Source organism: Oceanibaculum indicum P24 (genome assembly GCF_000299935.1).
Lineage (GTDB): Bacteria > Pseudomonadota > Alphaproteobacteria > Oceanibaculales > Oceanibaculaceae > Oceanibaculum > Oceanibaculum indicum.
The window spans coordinates 86415-99810 of record NZ_AMRL01000008.1; the positions used below are offsets into that span (position 1 = coordinate 86415).

Annotated in this window: 14 protein-coding genes; 9 read left to right on the top strand and 5 right to left on the bottom strand. The window is 67.1% G+C overall.

The genetic code is table 11. From position 1 onward, the window contains the following. Positions 1 to 8: 8 nt before the first annotated feature. Genes P24_RS08550 through P24_RS08560 form a run of 3 tightly spaced genes read left to right on the top strand, consistent with a single transcriptional unit; the run spans position 9 to position 2301 of the window. Positions 9 to 413, top strand: coding sequence for a 6-pyruvoyl trahydropterin synthase family protein (locus P24_RS08550; protein ID WP_008944308.1), 405 nt, complete (start codon positions 9 to 11; stop codon positions 411 to 413). Then, positions 410 to 1450, top strand: a complete 1041-nt coding sequence (locus tag P24_RS08555; protein ID WP_008944309.1) for a glycosyltransferase family 4 protein — start codon at positions 410 to 412, stop codon at positions 1448 to 1450. The genes P24_RS08550 and P24_RS08555 overlap by 4 nt, the downstream gene beginning before the upstream one ends. Next, entirely contained in the window at positions 1447 to 2301 is an 855-nt protein-coding gene (locus tag P24_RS08560; protein WP_008944310.1) for a class I SAM-dependent methyltransferase, read from the top strand. The genes P24_RS08555 and P24_RS08560 overlap by 4 nt, the downstream gene beginning before the upstream one ends. On the opposite strand, the gene P24_RS08565 is transcribed toward P24_RS08560, so the two are convergent. The 3 genes from P24_RS08565 to P24_RS08575 are packed head-to-tail and all read right to left on the bottom strand — an operon-like array spanning position 2298 to position 4310. Next, positions 2298 to 2954 (bottom strand): RibD family protein, encoded by a 657-nt coding sequence (locus tag P24_RS08565; protein WP_008944311.1) that lies wholly within the window; start codon positions 2952 to 2954, stop codon positions 2298 to 2300. The genes P24_RS08560 and P24_RS08565 overlap by 4 nt on opposite strands. A 1-nt stretch (position 2955) precedes the next feature. Continuing rightward, positions 2956 to 3567 (bottom strand): YceI family protein, encoded by a 612-nt coding sequence (locus P24_RS08570; protein WP_008944312.1) that lies wholly within the window; start codon positions 3565 to 3567, stop codon positions 2956 to 2958. Beyond that, positions 3564 to 4310, bottom strand: a complete 747-nt coding sequence (locus P24_RS08575; protein ID WP_008944313.1) for a CDP-alcohol phosphatidyltransferase family protein — start codon at positions 4308 to 4310, stop codon at positions 3564 to 3566. The genes P24_RS08570 and P24_RS08575 overlap by 4 nt, the downstream gene beginning before the upstream one ends. A 149-nt stretch (positions 4311 to 4459) precedes the next feature. Here P24_RS08575 and ggt point away from each other — a divergent pair, with 149 nt between their 5' ends. Next, complete coding sequence (gene ggt / locus P24_RS08580) at positions 4460 to 6058, top strand: gamma-glutamyltransferase (protein ID WP_008944314.1); 1599 nt, start codon at positions 4460 to 4462, stop codon at positions 6056 to 6058. 3 nt (positions 6059 to 6061) lie between these two features. On the opposite strand, the gene P24_RS08585 is transcribed toward ggt, so the two are convergent. Continuing rightward, entirely contained in the window at positions 6062 to 7285 is a 1224-nt protein-coding gene (locus P24_RS08585; protein ID WP_040707088.1) for a multidrug effflux MFS transporter, read from the bottom strand. 235 nt (positions 7286 to 7520) lie between these two features. On the opposite strand from P24_RS08585, the gene P24_RS08590 reads away from it, so the two are divergent. The 4 genes from P24_RS08590 to P24_RS08605 all read left to right on the top strand — a co-directional run bounded on the left by P24_RS08590 (position 7521) and on the right by P24_RS08605 (position 11168). Next, the gene (locus P24_RS08590) at positions 7521 to 8120 is read left to right on the top strand and encodes a cysteine hydrolase family protein (RefSeq protein WP_008944316.1); all 600 of its coding nucleotides are present in this window, start codon (positions 7521 to 7523) and stop codon (positions 8118 to 8120) included. Between the two features lie 17 nt (positions 8121 to 8137). Continuing rightward, positions 8138 to 9463 carry a branched-chain amino acid ABC transporter permease gene (locus tag P24_RS08595; protein WP_008944317.1) on the top strand — a complete coding sequence of 442 codons (1326 nt, stop codon included), beginning with the start codon at positions 8138 to 8140 and terminating at the stop codon, positions 9461 to 9463. Positions 9464 to 9537: 74 nt separating this feature from the next. Beyond that, positions 9538 to 10713 carry an aminotransferase class V-fold PLP-dependent enzyme gene (locus tag P24_RS08600; protein WP_008944318.1) on the top strand — a complete coding sequence of 392 codons (1176 nt, stop codon included), beginning with the start codon at positions 9538 to 9540 and terminating at the stop codon, positions 10711 to 10713. A 224-nt stretch (positions 10714 to 10937) separates the two neighbouring features. After that, the gene (locus tag P24_RS08605; protein ID WP_008944319.1) at positions 10938 to 11168 is read left to right on the top strand and encodes a hypothetical protein; all 231 of its coding nucleotides are present in this window, start codon (positions 10938 to 10940) and stop codon (positions 11166 to 11168) included. 4 nt (positions 11169 to 11172) lie between these two features. On the opposite strand, the gene P24_RS08610 is transcribed toward P24_RS08605, so the two are convergent. Then, positions 11173 to 12057 carry a polysaccharide deacetylase family protein gene (locus P24_RS08610; protein ID WP_008944320.1) on the bottom strand — a complete coding sequence of 295 codons (885 nt, stop codon included), beginning with the start codon at positions 12055 to 12057 and terminating at the stop codon, positions 11173 to 11175. A 62-nt stretch (positions 12058 to 12119) separates the two neighbouring features. Here P24_RS08610 and P24_RS08615 point away from each other — a divergent pair, with 62 nt between their 5' ends. Next, on the top strand, positions 12120 to 13394 hold the full coding sequence (locus tag P24_RS08615; protein ID WP_008944321.1) for a M20 family metallo-hydrolase: 1275 nt from the start codon (positions 12120 to 12122) through the stop codon (positions 13392 to 13394). The last annotated feature ends 2 nt before the right edge of the window (positions 13395 to 13396 follow it).

Genomic DNA, 13396 nt, shown 5'->3' on the forward strand with positions numbered 1-13396 from the left:
AATCCATCATGTTCAGCGTCACCGTCCGCGACCATTTCATGATCGCCCACAGCTTCGTGGGTGAAGTGTTCGGCCCTGCCCAGGCGCTGCATGGCGCCACCTATGTGGTGGATGTCGAGTTCCGCCGCCCGAAGCTGGACAGCGACGGCATCGTCGTCGATATCGGCCGCGCGACCGACACGCTGAAAGCCGTGCTGGCGGAGTTCAACTTCAAGAATCTGGACGAGGAAGAACAGTTCCGCGGCCAGAACACCACCACCGAATTCATGGCCAAGGTGGTGTTCGACCGCATGGCGGCGCGCATCGCGGCGGGCGATCTGGGCGCGCAGGCCGGTGGCCTCACCGGCATGAAGGTCGCCCTGCATGAAAGTCACGCCGCCTGGGCCGCCTATGAGGGCAGTCTGCAAGCGTGAGCAGCCTGCATTTCTTGCTGCCGGGCGATCCGGAGACGCGCACCGGCGGCTACCTCTATGATGCCCGCATCACCGCCGGGCTGGAAGCGCTTGGCTGGACGCTCCATCGCCATCGGCTGGCCGACAGCTTCCCCTTCCCCGGCGCCACAGATCTGGGCCAGGCGGGCGATATCCTCGCCAGCCTGCCGGACGATGCGCTGGTGCTGATCGACGGGCTGGCGCTGGGCGTGCTGCCCGCCGTGATCGCTCCGCACGCCACAAGGCTGCGCCTCGCCGCACTGGTGCACCATCCGCTCGCCGAGGAAACCGGACTGGACGAAGCGGCCCGGCACTGGCTGTTCGAAAGCGAGAAGGCGGCGCTGGCGATGGTCCGCCATGTCGTCGTCACCAGCCCCTTCACAGCCACGGCGCTGGTCCCCTATGGCGTGCCGGCACAGCGCGTCACGGTGATCCTGCCCGGCACCGACCCCGCCCCGGTGGCGCAGGGCTCCGGCAACCCCGGTCTGCATATCCTCGCCGTCGGCACGCTGACGCCGCGCAAGGGGCATGACGTGCTGCTGACCGCGCTGGGCACGCTGCTGCACCATGACTGGACGCTGACACTGGCCGGCGGCGCACGCGACGAGGCAACAGCGGCGCTGGTCAAAAAATTGCTTCAGAACAAGAACTTATCGGATCGTGTCACTATGGCTGGCGAAGTCGATGGCGCGGCACTGGCGGCCCTCTATGACCGGGCCGACCTGTTCGCGCTGGCCTCGCATTATGAGGGCTATGGCATGGTGTTCGCCGAGGCGCTGGCGCGCGGCCTGCCGGTCATCGGCACCACCGGCGGCGCGATCCCGACCACCGTTCCGCCCGAGGCCGGGCTGCTGGTGCCACCCGGCGATGCCGATGCCTTCGCGCAGGCGCTGGAAAGACTGATGACCAATCATGCCCTGCGTCAGACTCTCCGCGATGGCGCGCTGAAGGCACGCGATACCCTGCCGCGCTGGCCGGATCAGGCCCGCGCCCTCGCAACCCTGCTGGAGACGCTATGAGCGGCTTCTCATCCGACTGGCTCGCCCTGCGCGCACCCTATGACGATGCGGCGCGCGACAAGGCGCTGCTAGACCGATTGCGGGACTGGCGCGTGCGCTATGGCGGGATCGGCATTCTCGATCTCGGCTGCGGCACCGGTGCCTCCCTGCGGGCGCTGGCGCCGCTGCTGCGCGGCACGCAGCGCTGGGTGATGGCGGATCATGACCCTGCCCTGCTGAAGGCGATCCCGGACCACACCGCCCGCTGGGCGTCGGCGGCTGGCCATGAGATGACGGGAGACGCTGTCACCGGCACGGGTTTCACCGCCAGTCTGGTCCCGCACCGGGCCGATCTGGCCGCCGGACTGGATGATCTGCCGCTGGACGGCGTGCGCCTGGTCACCGCCTCGGCACTGCTCGATCTGGTCTCGGCGGACTGGCTGGCAAGCCTTGTCGATCTCTGCCGTCGCCACGGCCTCGCCTGTTATGCCGCGCTGACCTATGACGGGCGGCTCGACTGGACACCGGTGGACCGGCTGGATGCGGAGATGCACGCGCTGTTCGACCGGCACCAGCGCGGCACCAAGAGCTTCGGCCCGGCGCTCGGCCCCGATGCCGCGCAGGCCGCGACAGCCGCCTTCCGCGCCGCCGAGTTCACTGTCCAGACGGGCCGCAGCGACTGGCAGATGGAGGCCGGCGACCGCGACATGCAGGAGGCGCTGCTGGCCGGCTATGTCCAGGCCGCGCTGGAGATCGCGCCGGATCGCGCCGGGGAGATCGAACATTGGCGGCAGCGCCGTCGCTTCGCCATCGGTGCCGGCACCAGCCGCCACCGCGTCGGCCATACCGATCTGCTGGCCCTGCCAGGCTAACTATTCTTTCTGAGGTCGAAGTCGAACAGCACATCTGCCCCCATCGGATGGATGCGGCAGGGCGGCCGCAAGGCGCTGTCTAGGCTGTCGATGACCGGCAGGGTGATCGCCGGTACGCCGGAGCCGATCAGCATTGGCGCCACCGCGATCTGCAGCCGGTCCAGCAACCCGGCCTGCAGGAAGCCGGAGACGGTGCGCCCGCCGCCTTCGATGAAGATGCGGGACAAGCCCAGCCCGCGCAGCGCCGACAGGATATCGGCGGGAGCGATGCCTTCCGGCCGTGCCGGAAGCACAAACCGCTCCCCCGGCCCGTCAACGGTGCCGGTCAGCACCAGCGTGCGGGCCTCGCCGTCGGTGAATATCCTGCGATCACGCGGGAGGCGGCCCATCGGGTCGATCACCGCGCGCACCGGGTTGCGGCCCGGCACATGGCGCACGGTCAGTGCCGGATCGTCCGCCGCCACCGTGCCGGCACCGACCAGCACGCAATCGGCCAGTGCGCGCAGCCGGTGCAGATGGACGATATTCTCCTGCCCGGTCACATAATGCGACTTGCCGCTGGCGGTCGCGATGCGGCCATCCAGGCTCTGCCCCAGATGGGCCAGCACCCAGGGGCCGTCCTCCAGACCGGCGCAGGGATCGCTGTCGGCCATGCTATTGCCGGATCGCCTCGGCCTCGATGATGAGATCGACCCTGTCGCCGACCCAGCCATTCTCGACTGCGTACATCATGCCGAAATCGCTGCGCTTGAAGCTGCCGCGCGCGGAGATACCGGTGACAAAATTGGGCTTGGAGAGCAGGCCGCCACCGAACGGGTACTCGGCGCTCTTGTTCCAGGTCACGTCCAGCGTGACCGGCCTGGTGACGCCAAGGATGGTCAAGTCGCCCGTGACCTTGCCGGTACGCTCGCCGGTCGGTTCGCTGCCGGTCATGGTGAAGACCATCTCCGGAAATTCCCCGGCATTCAGGAAGTCAGGGCCACGCAGATGCTCGTCGCGCTTCTCGTGCGCGGTATAGACGCTGGCACTCTTGATCTTGACCGTGAGGTCGGAGAGCTGCCGCGTCTCGCGGTCGAAGCGGAAGCTGCCCTCGGCCTCGCGGAACAGGCCCAGAACCTTCGCATAGCCGATGTGATCGACCAGGAAGCCGATGGACAGATGCTCCGGGTCGATCTTGTAGGCCTCCGGCGCCGCTTCGGCGCGCACGGCGCCCAGCGTCAGCAGGGCTGCCAGCGTCAGCGCGGGAAGTTGCCGCATCAGGGTCATAAGGTTCGCTCCTTCCGTTCGGTTCGGTACAGAAAGAGACTATCGATGGCGAATGAGGCAGTCACAAGGCCGGTCGCCAGCGCCGCCAGGGCAGTGGCCGCGAAATCCGGCAGGCCAGGCACCAGTGCCGCCACCAGCGCTATGGCCTGCACGACGAAGACACTCTTGCGGCGCAGGCTGGGCGGCAACGGCCGGTCATAGCGCGGCATCAGCGTGAGCCAGGCTAGGAACAGGTAGCGCAGCGCGCCGCACAGCACGACCCAGGGGCCGGCCGCCGTGCCTTCCGCCACCAGCAGGCACAGCACCAGGATGAGGAAGCCATCGACCTCCATATCGAAGCGCGCGCCAAAGGCGCTGACCAGACCCAGCCGCCGCGCCAGCCAGCCATCCAGCCCGTCCAGCGCCAGGATCGCCAGCGCCGTCAGCGGCAGCAGCCAGCCCAGATTGGCGGCTTCCTCCACGCGGCCGATGAGGCCGGCCAGCAGGCACACGCCGGCGGCGCGCAGCAGCGTGACCAGATTGGCGGCGCCAAAGCGGGTATGCGGCGCGTGGTGGGACAGCCCGCGGATCAGGAACCCGCCGATCAGCGCGAAGGGCAGCAGGCTCTGCGCGAATTGCAGCGGGTGCGCCATCTGGCCGATCAGCAGGGCCAGCATGGCTGCCGCCGTCAGCGCGACGGCCAGCACCGCGTCGCGGCGCAGACGCGGCGTTATCGCCGTACCAGCCTCGCCCGGAAACATCATCGCCCCTTGGCCTCACGATAATTCATGACAGTTCATATGCCGTAACGCTTGACCGCGCCGACCCACTCTGAAAGATGGCACTCGACATGCCGCCCTCGCCAGTTCCTACCGGCCCGGCACTTTGCAAACACATATAAGATGGACGCCCCATGAGAGACTTCCACCGTCCCGGCCGCTCGCCGGTCTATGCCCAGAACGCCGCGGTCGCCACCTCGCATCCGCAGGCCACCCTGGCCGCCCTCAACATCCTGCAGCAGGGCGGCAACGCGGTCGATGCTGCCGTCGCCGCCGTGGCGCTGCTGGGTGTCATCGAACCGGCGATGACCGGCATCGGCGGCGATTGCTTCGTGCTGTACGTGCCGAAGGGCAAGGGCAAGGTGATCGCGCTGAACGGGTCCGGCAAGGCGCCGGCCGCCGCTCATGCCGAATGGTATGCCGAGCGCGGCGAGACCACGCAGCCGCTGAACAGCCCGCATGGTGTCACCGTTCCGGGCGCCGTCGCCGCCTGGGACCGACTGGTCGCCGATCATGGCACCAAGTCGTTGGGCGAGCTGCTGCAGCCGGCCATCAAGGCGGCCGAGGAAGGCTTCGTCGTCGCCCCGAAGGTCGGCAGCGACTGGGCCGGCGATGCGCCGCGCCTGGCCGCCGATCCGGTCAGCAGCAAGATCGTGCTGGTGGACGGCAAGGCGCCGGCCATCGGCTCCGTCTTCAAGGCGCCGCTGTTGGCGGCCACGCTGAAGAAGATCGCGGCTAAGGGCCGGGACGGCTTCTACACCGGCGAGGTGGCGGAGGATATCGTCAGCCACCTGAACAGTCGCGGCGGCCTGCACACGCTGGAGGATTTCGCCAACGCCGCGCCGGAATATGTCGAGCCGATCAAGACCACCTACAAGGGCCTCGACATCTATGAATGCCCGCCGAACGGCCAGGGCATCACCGCGCTGATCATCCTGAACATCCTGTCCGGCTTCGACCTGAAGGATACCGGCCTCAGCGAGGCCGACCGCATCCATCTGCTGGCCGAGGCGACCAAGCTGGCCTATCACCAGCGCGACGACTATATCGGCGATCCGGCCCAGGTGAAGATCCCGGTGGAGAAGATCCTGAGTGCCGGCTATGCCGACGCGCTGCGCGCCCGGATCGACATGAGCAAGGCCGGCGCGCCGGTCTCCGTCGATGTGGACAGCGTGGAGCACAAGGACACGACCTATCTGTGCGTCGTGGACAAGGACGGCAACGCGATCTCCTTCATCAACTCGGTGTTCCACGGATTCGGCAGCACCATCGTTACGCCGAAGACCGGCGTGGTGCTGCAGAATCGCGGCCTGTCCTTCAAGTTCGCGCCGGGCCATGTGAATTCCATCGCGCCGGGCAAGCGGCCGATGCACACCATCATCCCGGCGATGGCGATGAAGGGCGACACCTGTGTCGGTCCGTTCGGCGTAATGGGCGGCCAGTATCAGTCCACCGGCCATGCCGGCTTCATCACCAACATGCTGGATCGCGGCATGGACATCCAGGAGGCGATGGATGCCCCCCGTACCTTCGCCTATGGCGGTCCGCTGCAGGTGGAGAACGGCGTCGATGACGCGACCATCGCCGATCTGGAAAAGCGCGGCCACACGGTCGAACGTGCCCCGGCGAAGAAGCCGATCGGCGGCAGCCAGGCGATCTTCCGCGATCTGGAGACCGGCGTTCTGGTCGCCGGCTCCGACCCGCGCAAGGATGGCTGCGCGCTGGGCTATTAAAGGCTAGTCACCCGCCCGTGCCTCGCTCAGGGTGGCCCTGGCCGCCCTGAGCCGGCTGCGGCAGGCATGGACGAAGGCGCCATAGCCGACCGCCGTGCAGACCGCCATCATGATGATCAGCGGCCAGGCGCTGTCGGACAGCGCATGACCGATGATGAAGGTCAGCAACCCGCCCAGCGCCATCTGGGAAAAGCCCAGCAGGCCGGAGGCCGATCCGGCAACGCCCGGGTCCACGCTGACTGCACCCGAGACCCCGCTCGGCTGGCTGACGCCATTGCCCATGGCGATAACCCCCATCGGCGCGAACAGGCCGAAGAGCGACAGCGGCAGCCAGAGTGCCGCCGCGATCATCGCCACCACCCCCACTGTCGAGATCGCCACGCCCAGCCGGATCATCCGGTCCACGCCATAGCGCATGCTGAGCCGCCCGGCGATGAAGCTGCCGGTCATGTAGCCGACCGCCACCAGGATGAAATAGATGCCGTAATCCTGGGGCGAGGCGCCGATCAGCTCGATCACCACATAGGGCGCACCACCGATGAAGGCGAAGAAGGCCCCGGTCGAGAACGCAACCGACAGCGCATAGCCGGCATAGACGGGCTGGCGCATCAGCCGGCCATAGATGCCGATCATGGTCCCGAGGCTCGCCCCCTCAATACGCTGGAAGTTGGTTTCATGCAGCCAGCGCGTGGCAGCGGCCATGACCAGCGCGCCGAACACGGCCACGAACAGGAAGCTCGCCTGCCAGCCGAACCAGGATTCGAGATAGCCGCCGATGGCCGGCGCGATGGCCGGCGCGACCGCCATCGCCATGACGATATAGGCCAGCACGCTGGCCGCGCGGTCGCGCGTATAGATATCGCGCACCATGGCACGGGTCAGCACCATACCGGCACAGCCGCCCAGCGCCTGCGCGATGCGGCCCAGGATCAGGAATTCGACCGTCGGCGCCACCATCGCCACCAGGCTGGACAGGACATAGAGCGTCAGCCCGCCCAGCAGCACAGGCCGCCGGCCGAACCGGTCGGACAGTGGGCCATAAAACAGCTGCCCCACCGCCACGCCCGCCAGGAACAGCGTCAGGCTGAGCTGGATCGTCGCGTAATCGGTGGCGAAGACGCGCGCCATGTTCGGCATGGAGGGCTGAAAGATATTCAGCGCCAGCGGTCCGGTCATGGTCACCGCGATCAGCATCGCGGTCGGCGGCGTCCGGCGTTCCAAATTCATTCGGTACCAAAAACAGACGGGCAAATTGGCGACAGGAAATTGTCTGGCGCGGTGTCTTCCCGCAAAAGTAGCACGAGATTTCAAAACTCAATATCCCGCCTGTAAGGAGCATTCACAAAAAACATCCATGCGGCTACTCGCGCGGGCATGGCGCTGCCGCTTCCCTGAAACCGGGAAAGGCACTAGCTTGTTGACCAATCAACAAACCCATCCAAGGAATTCCCAGAGGAACCCCATGACTGGTCCGAAAACCCTGCTTGAGATGTCCGGCGCGCCGCTGACGCCGTCTGCCCTGTCCGCTGCCGCCATCGTCTCGATCGATTGCCAGAACGAATATGTGAATGGTGCGCTGGCTCTGCCCGGCGTGGCGAGCGCGCTGGCCGAATGCGCCCGGGTGATCGCCGCCGCGCGCGCCGCCGGCACGCCGATCATCCATATCGCCCATCGCGGCAAGTCCGGCGGGGCGTTCGATCCAGATGCCCCGCGCGGACAGATCGCCGAACCGGTAAAGCCGGCGGAGGGCGAGACGGTGATCTGGAAGCCGCTGCCCAACGCCTTCGCCCAGACCGATCTGGACGCGGCGGTGAAGGCCACTGGCCGCAAGGAGCTGATCCTGGTCGGCTTCATGACCCATATGTGCGTCAGTTCCACGGCGCGCGCGGCGCTCGATCTCGGCTATCGCTGCACCATCGTGGAGAGTGCGTGCGCAACCCGCGACCTGCCGGCACCCGGCGGCGGCACCATCGGCGCGGCGGAACTGCACCGCGCCTCGCTGGCGGCACTGGCCGACCGCTTCGCCATCATCGCGCCGAACGCGGCTTCGCTGCCGGCCTAAGCGGTGATGGCGCAGGCATGACCGGCCCGCGACACCATCTCCGGACCGGTCTTGCCTGCCTGCTGCTGGTGCTGCTGATGGCACCGCTGGGCGGCTGCGGCACCAATATCGCCCGCAGCGCCGCCTGCGAGCGCTTCCTGTCGGTGCTGGAGCCAGGCTATGACCGCATCGACTGGCTGCGCTGGCGCCACCCCGAGGGCACGCTGAACAATGTGCGCGGCGAGTACCGGCTGGCGGGCAGCGGGGTCACCCGCTGGATTCGCTGCGATTTCGCCGCCGAGGCGCAGGAGGATGGCAGCTTCGCGCTGATCCGGCTGGAGACCGACCGCAAGGGTGTGCTGACGCCGGTACAGCGGCACATGCTGTTCCTGGCGCTGCGGCTGGCCGGCCCGGCCCCGGAGCGCCCCGCCTCCCCCTGGCAACCGGCCGCCTACTTCTTCCAGCAGCTGCTGAACGCGCTGACCGTGGCCAGCCCCTACGCGCTGCTGGCGGCGGGCTTCACGCTGATCTACGGCATCATCGGACGGATCAACTTCGCCTTCGGCGAGATGGCGATGCTGGGCGCCTATGTCACCGTGCTGCTGGCCGTGCTGGCGGGCGAGGCCGGAGGGGTCCTCACCAATCCGCTGGTGCTGCTGGGCCTGCTGGCCGCCGTCATGGCGATCACCGGCTTCTATGGCTGGCAGAGCGAACGGCTGGTGTTCCGCCCGCTGCGCGGCAGCCCGTCCCATGCCGTGCTGATCGCCGCCATCGGCCTGTCGATCCTGCTGCAGGAGGGCGTCCGGCTGGTCCAGGGCACGCGCGACCGCTGGCTGCAACCGGTGTTCTCGGCGCGCTACCGCATCGCCGACAGCGGCGATTTCGCGGTCTATGCCAGCCTCGGCCAGCTGGTGCTGATCGCGACCGCCGCTTCGCTGCTGGCCGGGTTGCTGTTCCTGCTTGCCCGGCACCGCACCGGCCGGGCGATCCGGGCCTGCGGCGAGGATGCGCGCATGGCGGCGCTGCTGGGCGTGGATGTGGACCGCACGGTGGCACTGTGTTTCGCCATCGGCAGCGCGCTTGCCGCGGCGGCCGGCCTGCTGCTGGCGCTCTATTATGGCGGGGTGAACTTCCACATGGGGTTCCTGATCGGCTTCAAGGCGCTGGCGGCGGCCATTATCGGCGGCATCGGCTCGGTGCCGGGGGCGATCCTCGGCGCCTTCGTCATCGGCGCGCTGGAGACCTTCTGGTCCGCCTATTTTACCGGGGCCTACAAAGATGTATCGGTGTTCGCCCTGCTGGCCGTGATACTGATCTTCCGCCCACACGGGCTGTTGGGCAGGCGTAAGGAGCGCGGCGACTGAGGCGTTGCCTCCGCCTGCCGGCGGTGACAGGCTGCAGGGTCAATTCAGAACGATAATCAATCAGGGGCTTGGACATGGGTTTCGATGTGGCGCGCGCACGGGCGGAGACACCGGGTTGCGAGACGGTCATTCATCTGGCGAATGGCGGGGCCGGGCTGATGCCGGCACCGGTGCTGAAGGCGGTGAAGGACCATCTGGATCTGGAAGCGCAGATCGGCGGCTATGAGGCGCGGCGCGCGCGGGACAAAGAGGTCGAGGGGCTGTACGAAAGCGCGGCGCGCTATTTCAACTGCTCGACCGACGAGATCGCCTCGGTGGAGAACGCGACGGTTGCCTGGGACATGGCCTTCTATTCCATGTCCTTCAAACCGGGCGACCGCATCCTGACCGCCGCGGCCGAATATGCCAGCAATTACATCGCCTATCTGCAGGTGGCCAAGCGCACCGGCGCGGTGGTCGAGGTGGTGCCGAACGACAATAGCGGCCAGCTTGACGTCAAGGCGCTGGAGAACATGATCGACAGCCGGGTGAAGCTGATCAGCGTCACCCATGTGCCGACCAATGGCGGGCTGGTGAACCCGGCCGCCGCCATCGGCAAGGTCGCCCGCGCCGCCGGCATCCCCTACCTGCTGGATGCCTGCCAGTCCTTCGGCCAGATGAAGCTGGACATGCAGGAGATCGGCTGTGACATGGCCTCCGTCACCGGCCGCAAATACATGCGCGGCCCGCGCGGCACCGGCCTGCTCTATGTCCGCAAGTCGATGCTCGATAAGCTGGAGCCACCCTTCCTCGACCTGCATTCGGCGCTGTGGACCGGCCCTGACAGCTACAAGATGCAGCCCAACGCGAAGCGTTTCGAGAACTGGGAGAAATACGTCGCCGGCCAGATTGGCCTGAAGACCGCCATCGATTATGCGATGGGCTGGGGCATCGACGCCATCGAGGCGCGGGTGACCGAGCTGGCGGACGGCTTCCGCGACAAGCTCTCCGCCATTCCCGGCGTCACCGTGCGCGATCTTGGGGAGAAGCGCTGCGGCATCGTCACCTTCACCCGTGACGGCGTGGAGCCGGAGGCGATCATGGCGGCGATGACCGCCAACAAGATCAACTGTTCGGTCTCGCGCATCACCTCGACCCGTATCGACATGACCCAGCGCGGGCTGGAGAAGGTGCTCCGCACCGGCGTGCATTACTACAACAACGATGCCGAGCTGGACCGCTTCCTGGAGGTTCTGGAAAGCGTGAAATAACAGGGGATTAAGGCCCCCAGCCCTCCAAATGACGCTGCTGCATGGCTGCGGGCTCTCCCATGCTATCTTTGCGTTACTCCCGCGCGGCGCCCGGCGCGATGCTGCCGCTGGCCGTATCGTACGGCCCGTGCCGGACGGCGAAAGGCGCCCCGTTTCGGGGAGTCCGCCCTGTCGTCGATGCGAACCGTCCGGCGGCAACTCGTGTTCCAAGGGCCACTCCGGTCATGAACGCGCTTCTGATGCTCGGCCTCGCCGTGCTGCTGCTTGCGTCCTTCGTCTTCTTCTCGCGCTACCTGAAACAGCTCTCCCTCCGCCCCAACGGCAAGGTCCTCGGGACCGGCGGCCAGGGCACCGTGGGCGATGCCAGCTGGTTTGAGATGCTGGTGATCGGCGACCTGATCCTGCTGATCAGCGCGCTGATCTTCGGCATCAAGGGCACCATGGCCCTCTTTTAAGAGCCTAGGGCACCACGCCCTCAGGCTGCGCCAGGGCATGCGTGGCAATGGCGCCGGCATGGGTGAGCCAGATATCGTCGCGCCGTGACGCGATGTGGCTGAGAGCCCGCCGCAGATGGCGCAGCCGGTGCGGCTGGCCGACGATATAGGCATGCAAGGCGATACCGAAGACCAGTGGCTGGTTTTCGGATTGGCGGAGCATTTCCTCGAACGCATCGACGATCATATCGGCGAAGACATCACCCTCGACCTTGCGTGCGGCAATCGCCGGTATGTCATTGATTTCCTGGGGGTAGGGCATAGCCAGAATACGCCCCTGCCTTGTCTTCATCCAGATCGGCTGGTCATCCGCGCACCAGTCCAGCACATAGCGGTAGCCGGCCTCCTGCAGCAGGTCGGGCGTCAAACGGCTCTCCGATATCCAGGGGCCGAGCCAGCCTTGCGGCCGCTTTCCCTCATGCCGTTCGATGATCGTGGTCGCCTCCGCGATCAGCGCGCGCTCCGCCGCCTCGTCCAGCACGCCCTGCCGCTCTGCATTGGTGCGGCCATGCCCCACCACCTCGTCGCCGCGCGCCCGGAAGGCATCCATCAGCTGCGGGCAATAGCCGTAGATCTCGCTGTTCACCAGCACGCTGACCGGCAGCTTCAGCTCGTCGAACAGCTCCAGCATGCGCCAGGCGCCGACCCGGTTGCCATAGTCGCGCCAGGCATAGTTCAGCACATCGGGTTGCGGCCCGCCGGGCGCCAGCTCCGCACCCAGCCCCTCGCCAAAGGCGAAATGCTCCAGATTCAGTGCGATATAGACGGCCAGCCGCTTCTCGCCCGGCCAGCAATAGTCCGGCCGGCCAACAATGGGCACATACTCATAGCGGCCATGGGTCGGGAGCATTCAAACCTCGCGAAGTGGATGTTAAGGTTGCGCCGAAATCCGAAGAAACAGGAGCATAGCGCATGACCGATATAGCGTCCCAGTCTGCAGCACGGCCCAACCTGGTCGGCCCGCTGATCGACGAGGCGCGGCTGTGGGACCGCCACGAGACGCTGGGCGCCATCGGCGGCACGCCCAAGGGCGGCGTGAACCGGCAGGCGCTGACCGGCGAGGAGGTGGAGGCGCGCAAGCTGATCGCCGGCTGGGCGAAGGGACTAGGCTTCACCATTGCCACCGACCCGATCGGCAACATGTTCATCCGGCGCGAGGGCACTGACCCCGACGCCGCGCCCGTGGTTTCCGGCTCGCACATCGACACCCAGCCGACCGGCGGCAAATATGACGGCGCCTATGGCGTGCTGGCCGCCTTCGAGGTGCTGGAAGCGCTGGAGCGCAATGGCGTGAAGACCCGCCGGCCGCTGGAAGTTGGTATCTGGATGAATGAGGAAGGCAGCCGCTTCCAGCCGGGCTGCGTCGGTTCCGGCGTGTTCACCGGGCGCAAGAATCTGGATGAGATTCTGGCCATGACGGACCGCGCCGGCATCAGCGTGCGCGACGCGCTGCAACCCTGCCTGGCCGCCACGCCGGACGCCACCCGACGCCCGCTGGGCACGCCGATCCACGCCTATCTGGAGGCCCATATCGAGCAGGGGCCGCGTCTGGAGGCCGAGGGGCTGCAAATCGGCGTCGTCACCTCGATCCAGGGCATGCGCCGCTTCGAGATCGATATCGAGGGCGAAGAAGCCCATGCCGGCACCACGCCACGCGCCAACCGCAAGGATGCGCTGTCGGCCGCCGTGCGCGTGATCGCGGCGCTGGAGGAGCTGATGCACGATCCTGACGATGTGGTGCGCTTCACCGTCGGCCGCATGGAGGTCTCGCCCGGCTCCCCCAACGTCGTGCCCGGCCATGTGCATTTCACCATCGATTTCCGCCACCCGGACATGGAGGTGCTGAAGCAGCGCGGCGATGCGGTGGAGCGGATCGCCAAGGAAAAGGCCGCCCCCTGCCCGGTCACGGTGAAGGGTTTCGGCACCAACCCGCCGGTGCATTTCCCGAAGCAGGTTGTGGATACGGTGCGCCGCGCCGCCGAACGGCTGGAGCTGCCCTCGATGGACATGCCCTCAGGTGCTGGCCACGATGCCGGCCTGATCAGCGCGGTGGCGCCGGTCGGCATGGTGTTCGTGCCGTGCGAGAAGGGCATCAGCCATAACGAGCTGGAGCGCGCCAGCGCCAGCGACCTCGCCGCCGGCGCGCGCGTACTCGCCGAGGCGATGGTCGAACTGGCGAACAGCTAGCC

What these genes read in the sequence shown, in the direction of transcription:
- P24_RS08590 (WP_008944316.1), top strand. Translation starts at nt 7,521, where the DNA reads ATGACTGGTCCGAAAACCCTGCTTGAGATGTCCGGCGCGCCGCTGACG.
- P24_RS08615 (WP_008944321.1), top strand. Translation starts at nt 12,120, where the DNA reads ATGACCGATATAGCGTCCCAGTCTGCAGCACGGCCCAACCTGGTCGGC.
- P24_RS08605 (WP_008944319.1), top strand. Translation starts at nt 10,938, where the DNA reads ATGAACGCGCTTCTGATGCTCGGCCTCGCCGTGCTGCTGCTTGCGTCC.
- P24_RS08595 (WP_008944317.1), top strand. Translation starts at nt 8,138, where the DNA reads ATGACCGGCCCGCGACACCATCTCCGGACCGGTCTTGCCTGCCTGCTG.
- P24_RS08565 (WP_008944311.1), bottom strand. Translation starts at nt 2,954, where the DNA reads ATGGCCGACAGCGATCCCTGCGCCGGTCTGGAGGACGGCCCCTGGGTG.
- ggt (WP_008944314.1), top strand. Translation starts at nt 4,460, where the DNA reads ATGAGAGACTTCCACCGTCCCGGCCGCTCGCCGGTCTATGCCCAGAAC.
- P24_RS08575 (WP_008944313.1), bottom strand. Translation starts at nt 4,310, where the DNA reads ATGATGTTTCCGGGCGAGGCTGGTACGGCGATAACGCCGCGTCTGCGC.
- P24_RS08550 (WP_008944308.1), top strand. Translation starts at nt 9, where the DNA reads ATGTTCAGCGTCACCGTCCGCGACCATTTCATGATCGCCCACAGCTTC.
- P24_RS08560 (WP_008944310.1), top strand. Translation starts at nt 1,447, where the DNA reads ATGAGCGGCTTCTCATCCGACTGGCTCGCCCTGCGCGCACCCTATGAC.
- P24_RS08585 (WP_040707088.1), bottom strand. Translation starts at nt 7,285, where the DNA reads ATGAATTTGGAACGCCGGACGCCGCCGACCGCGATGCTGATCGCGGTG.
- P24_RS08570 (WP_008944312.1), bottom strand. Translation starts at nt 3,567, where the DNA reads ATGACCCTGATGCGGCAACTTCCCGCGCTGACGCTGGCAGCCCTGCTG.
- P24_RS08610 (WP_008944320.1), bottom strand. Translation starts at nt 12,057, where the DNA reads ATGCTCCCGACCCATGGCCGCTATGAGTATGTGCCCATTGTTGGCCGG.
- P24_RS08600 (WP_008944318.1), top strand. Translation starts at nt 9,538, where the DNA reads ATGGGTTTCGATGTGGCGCGCGCACGGGCGGAGACACCGGGTTGCGAG.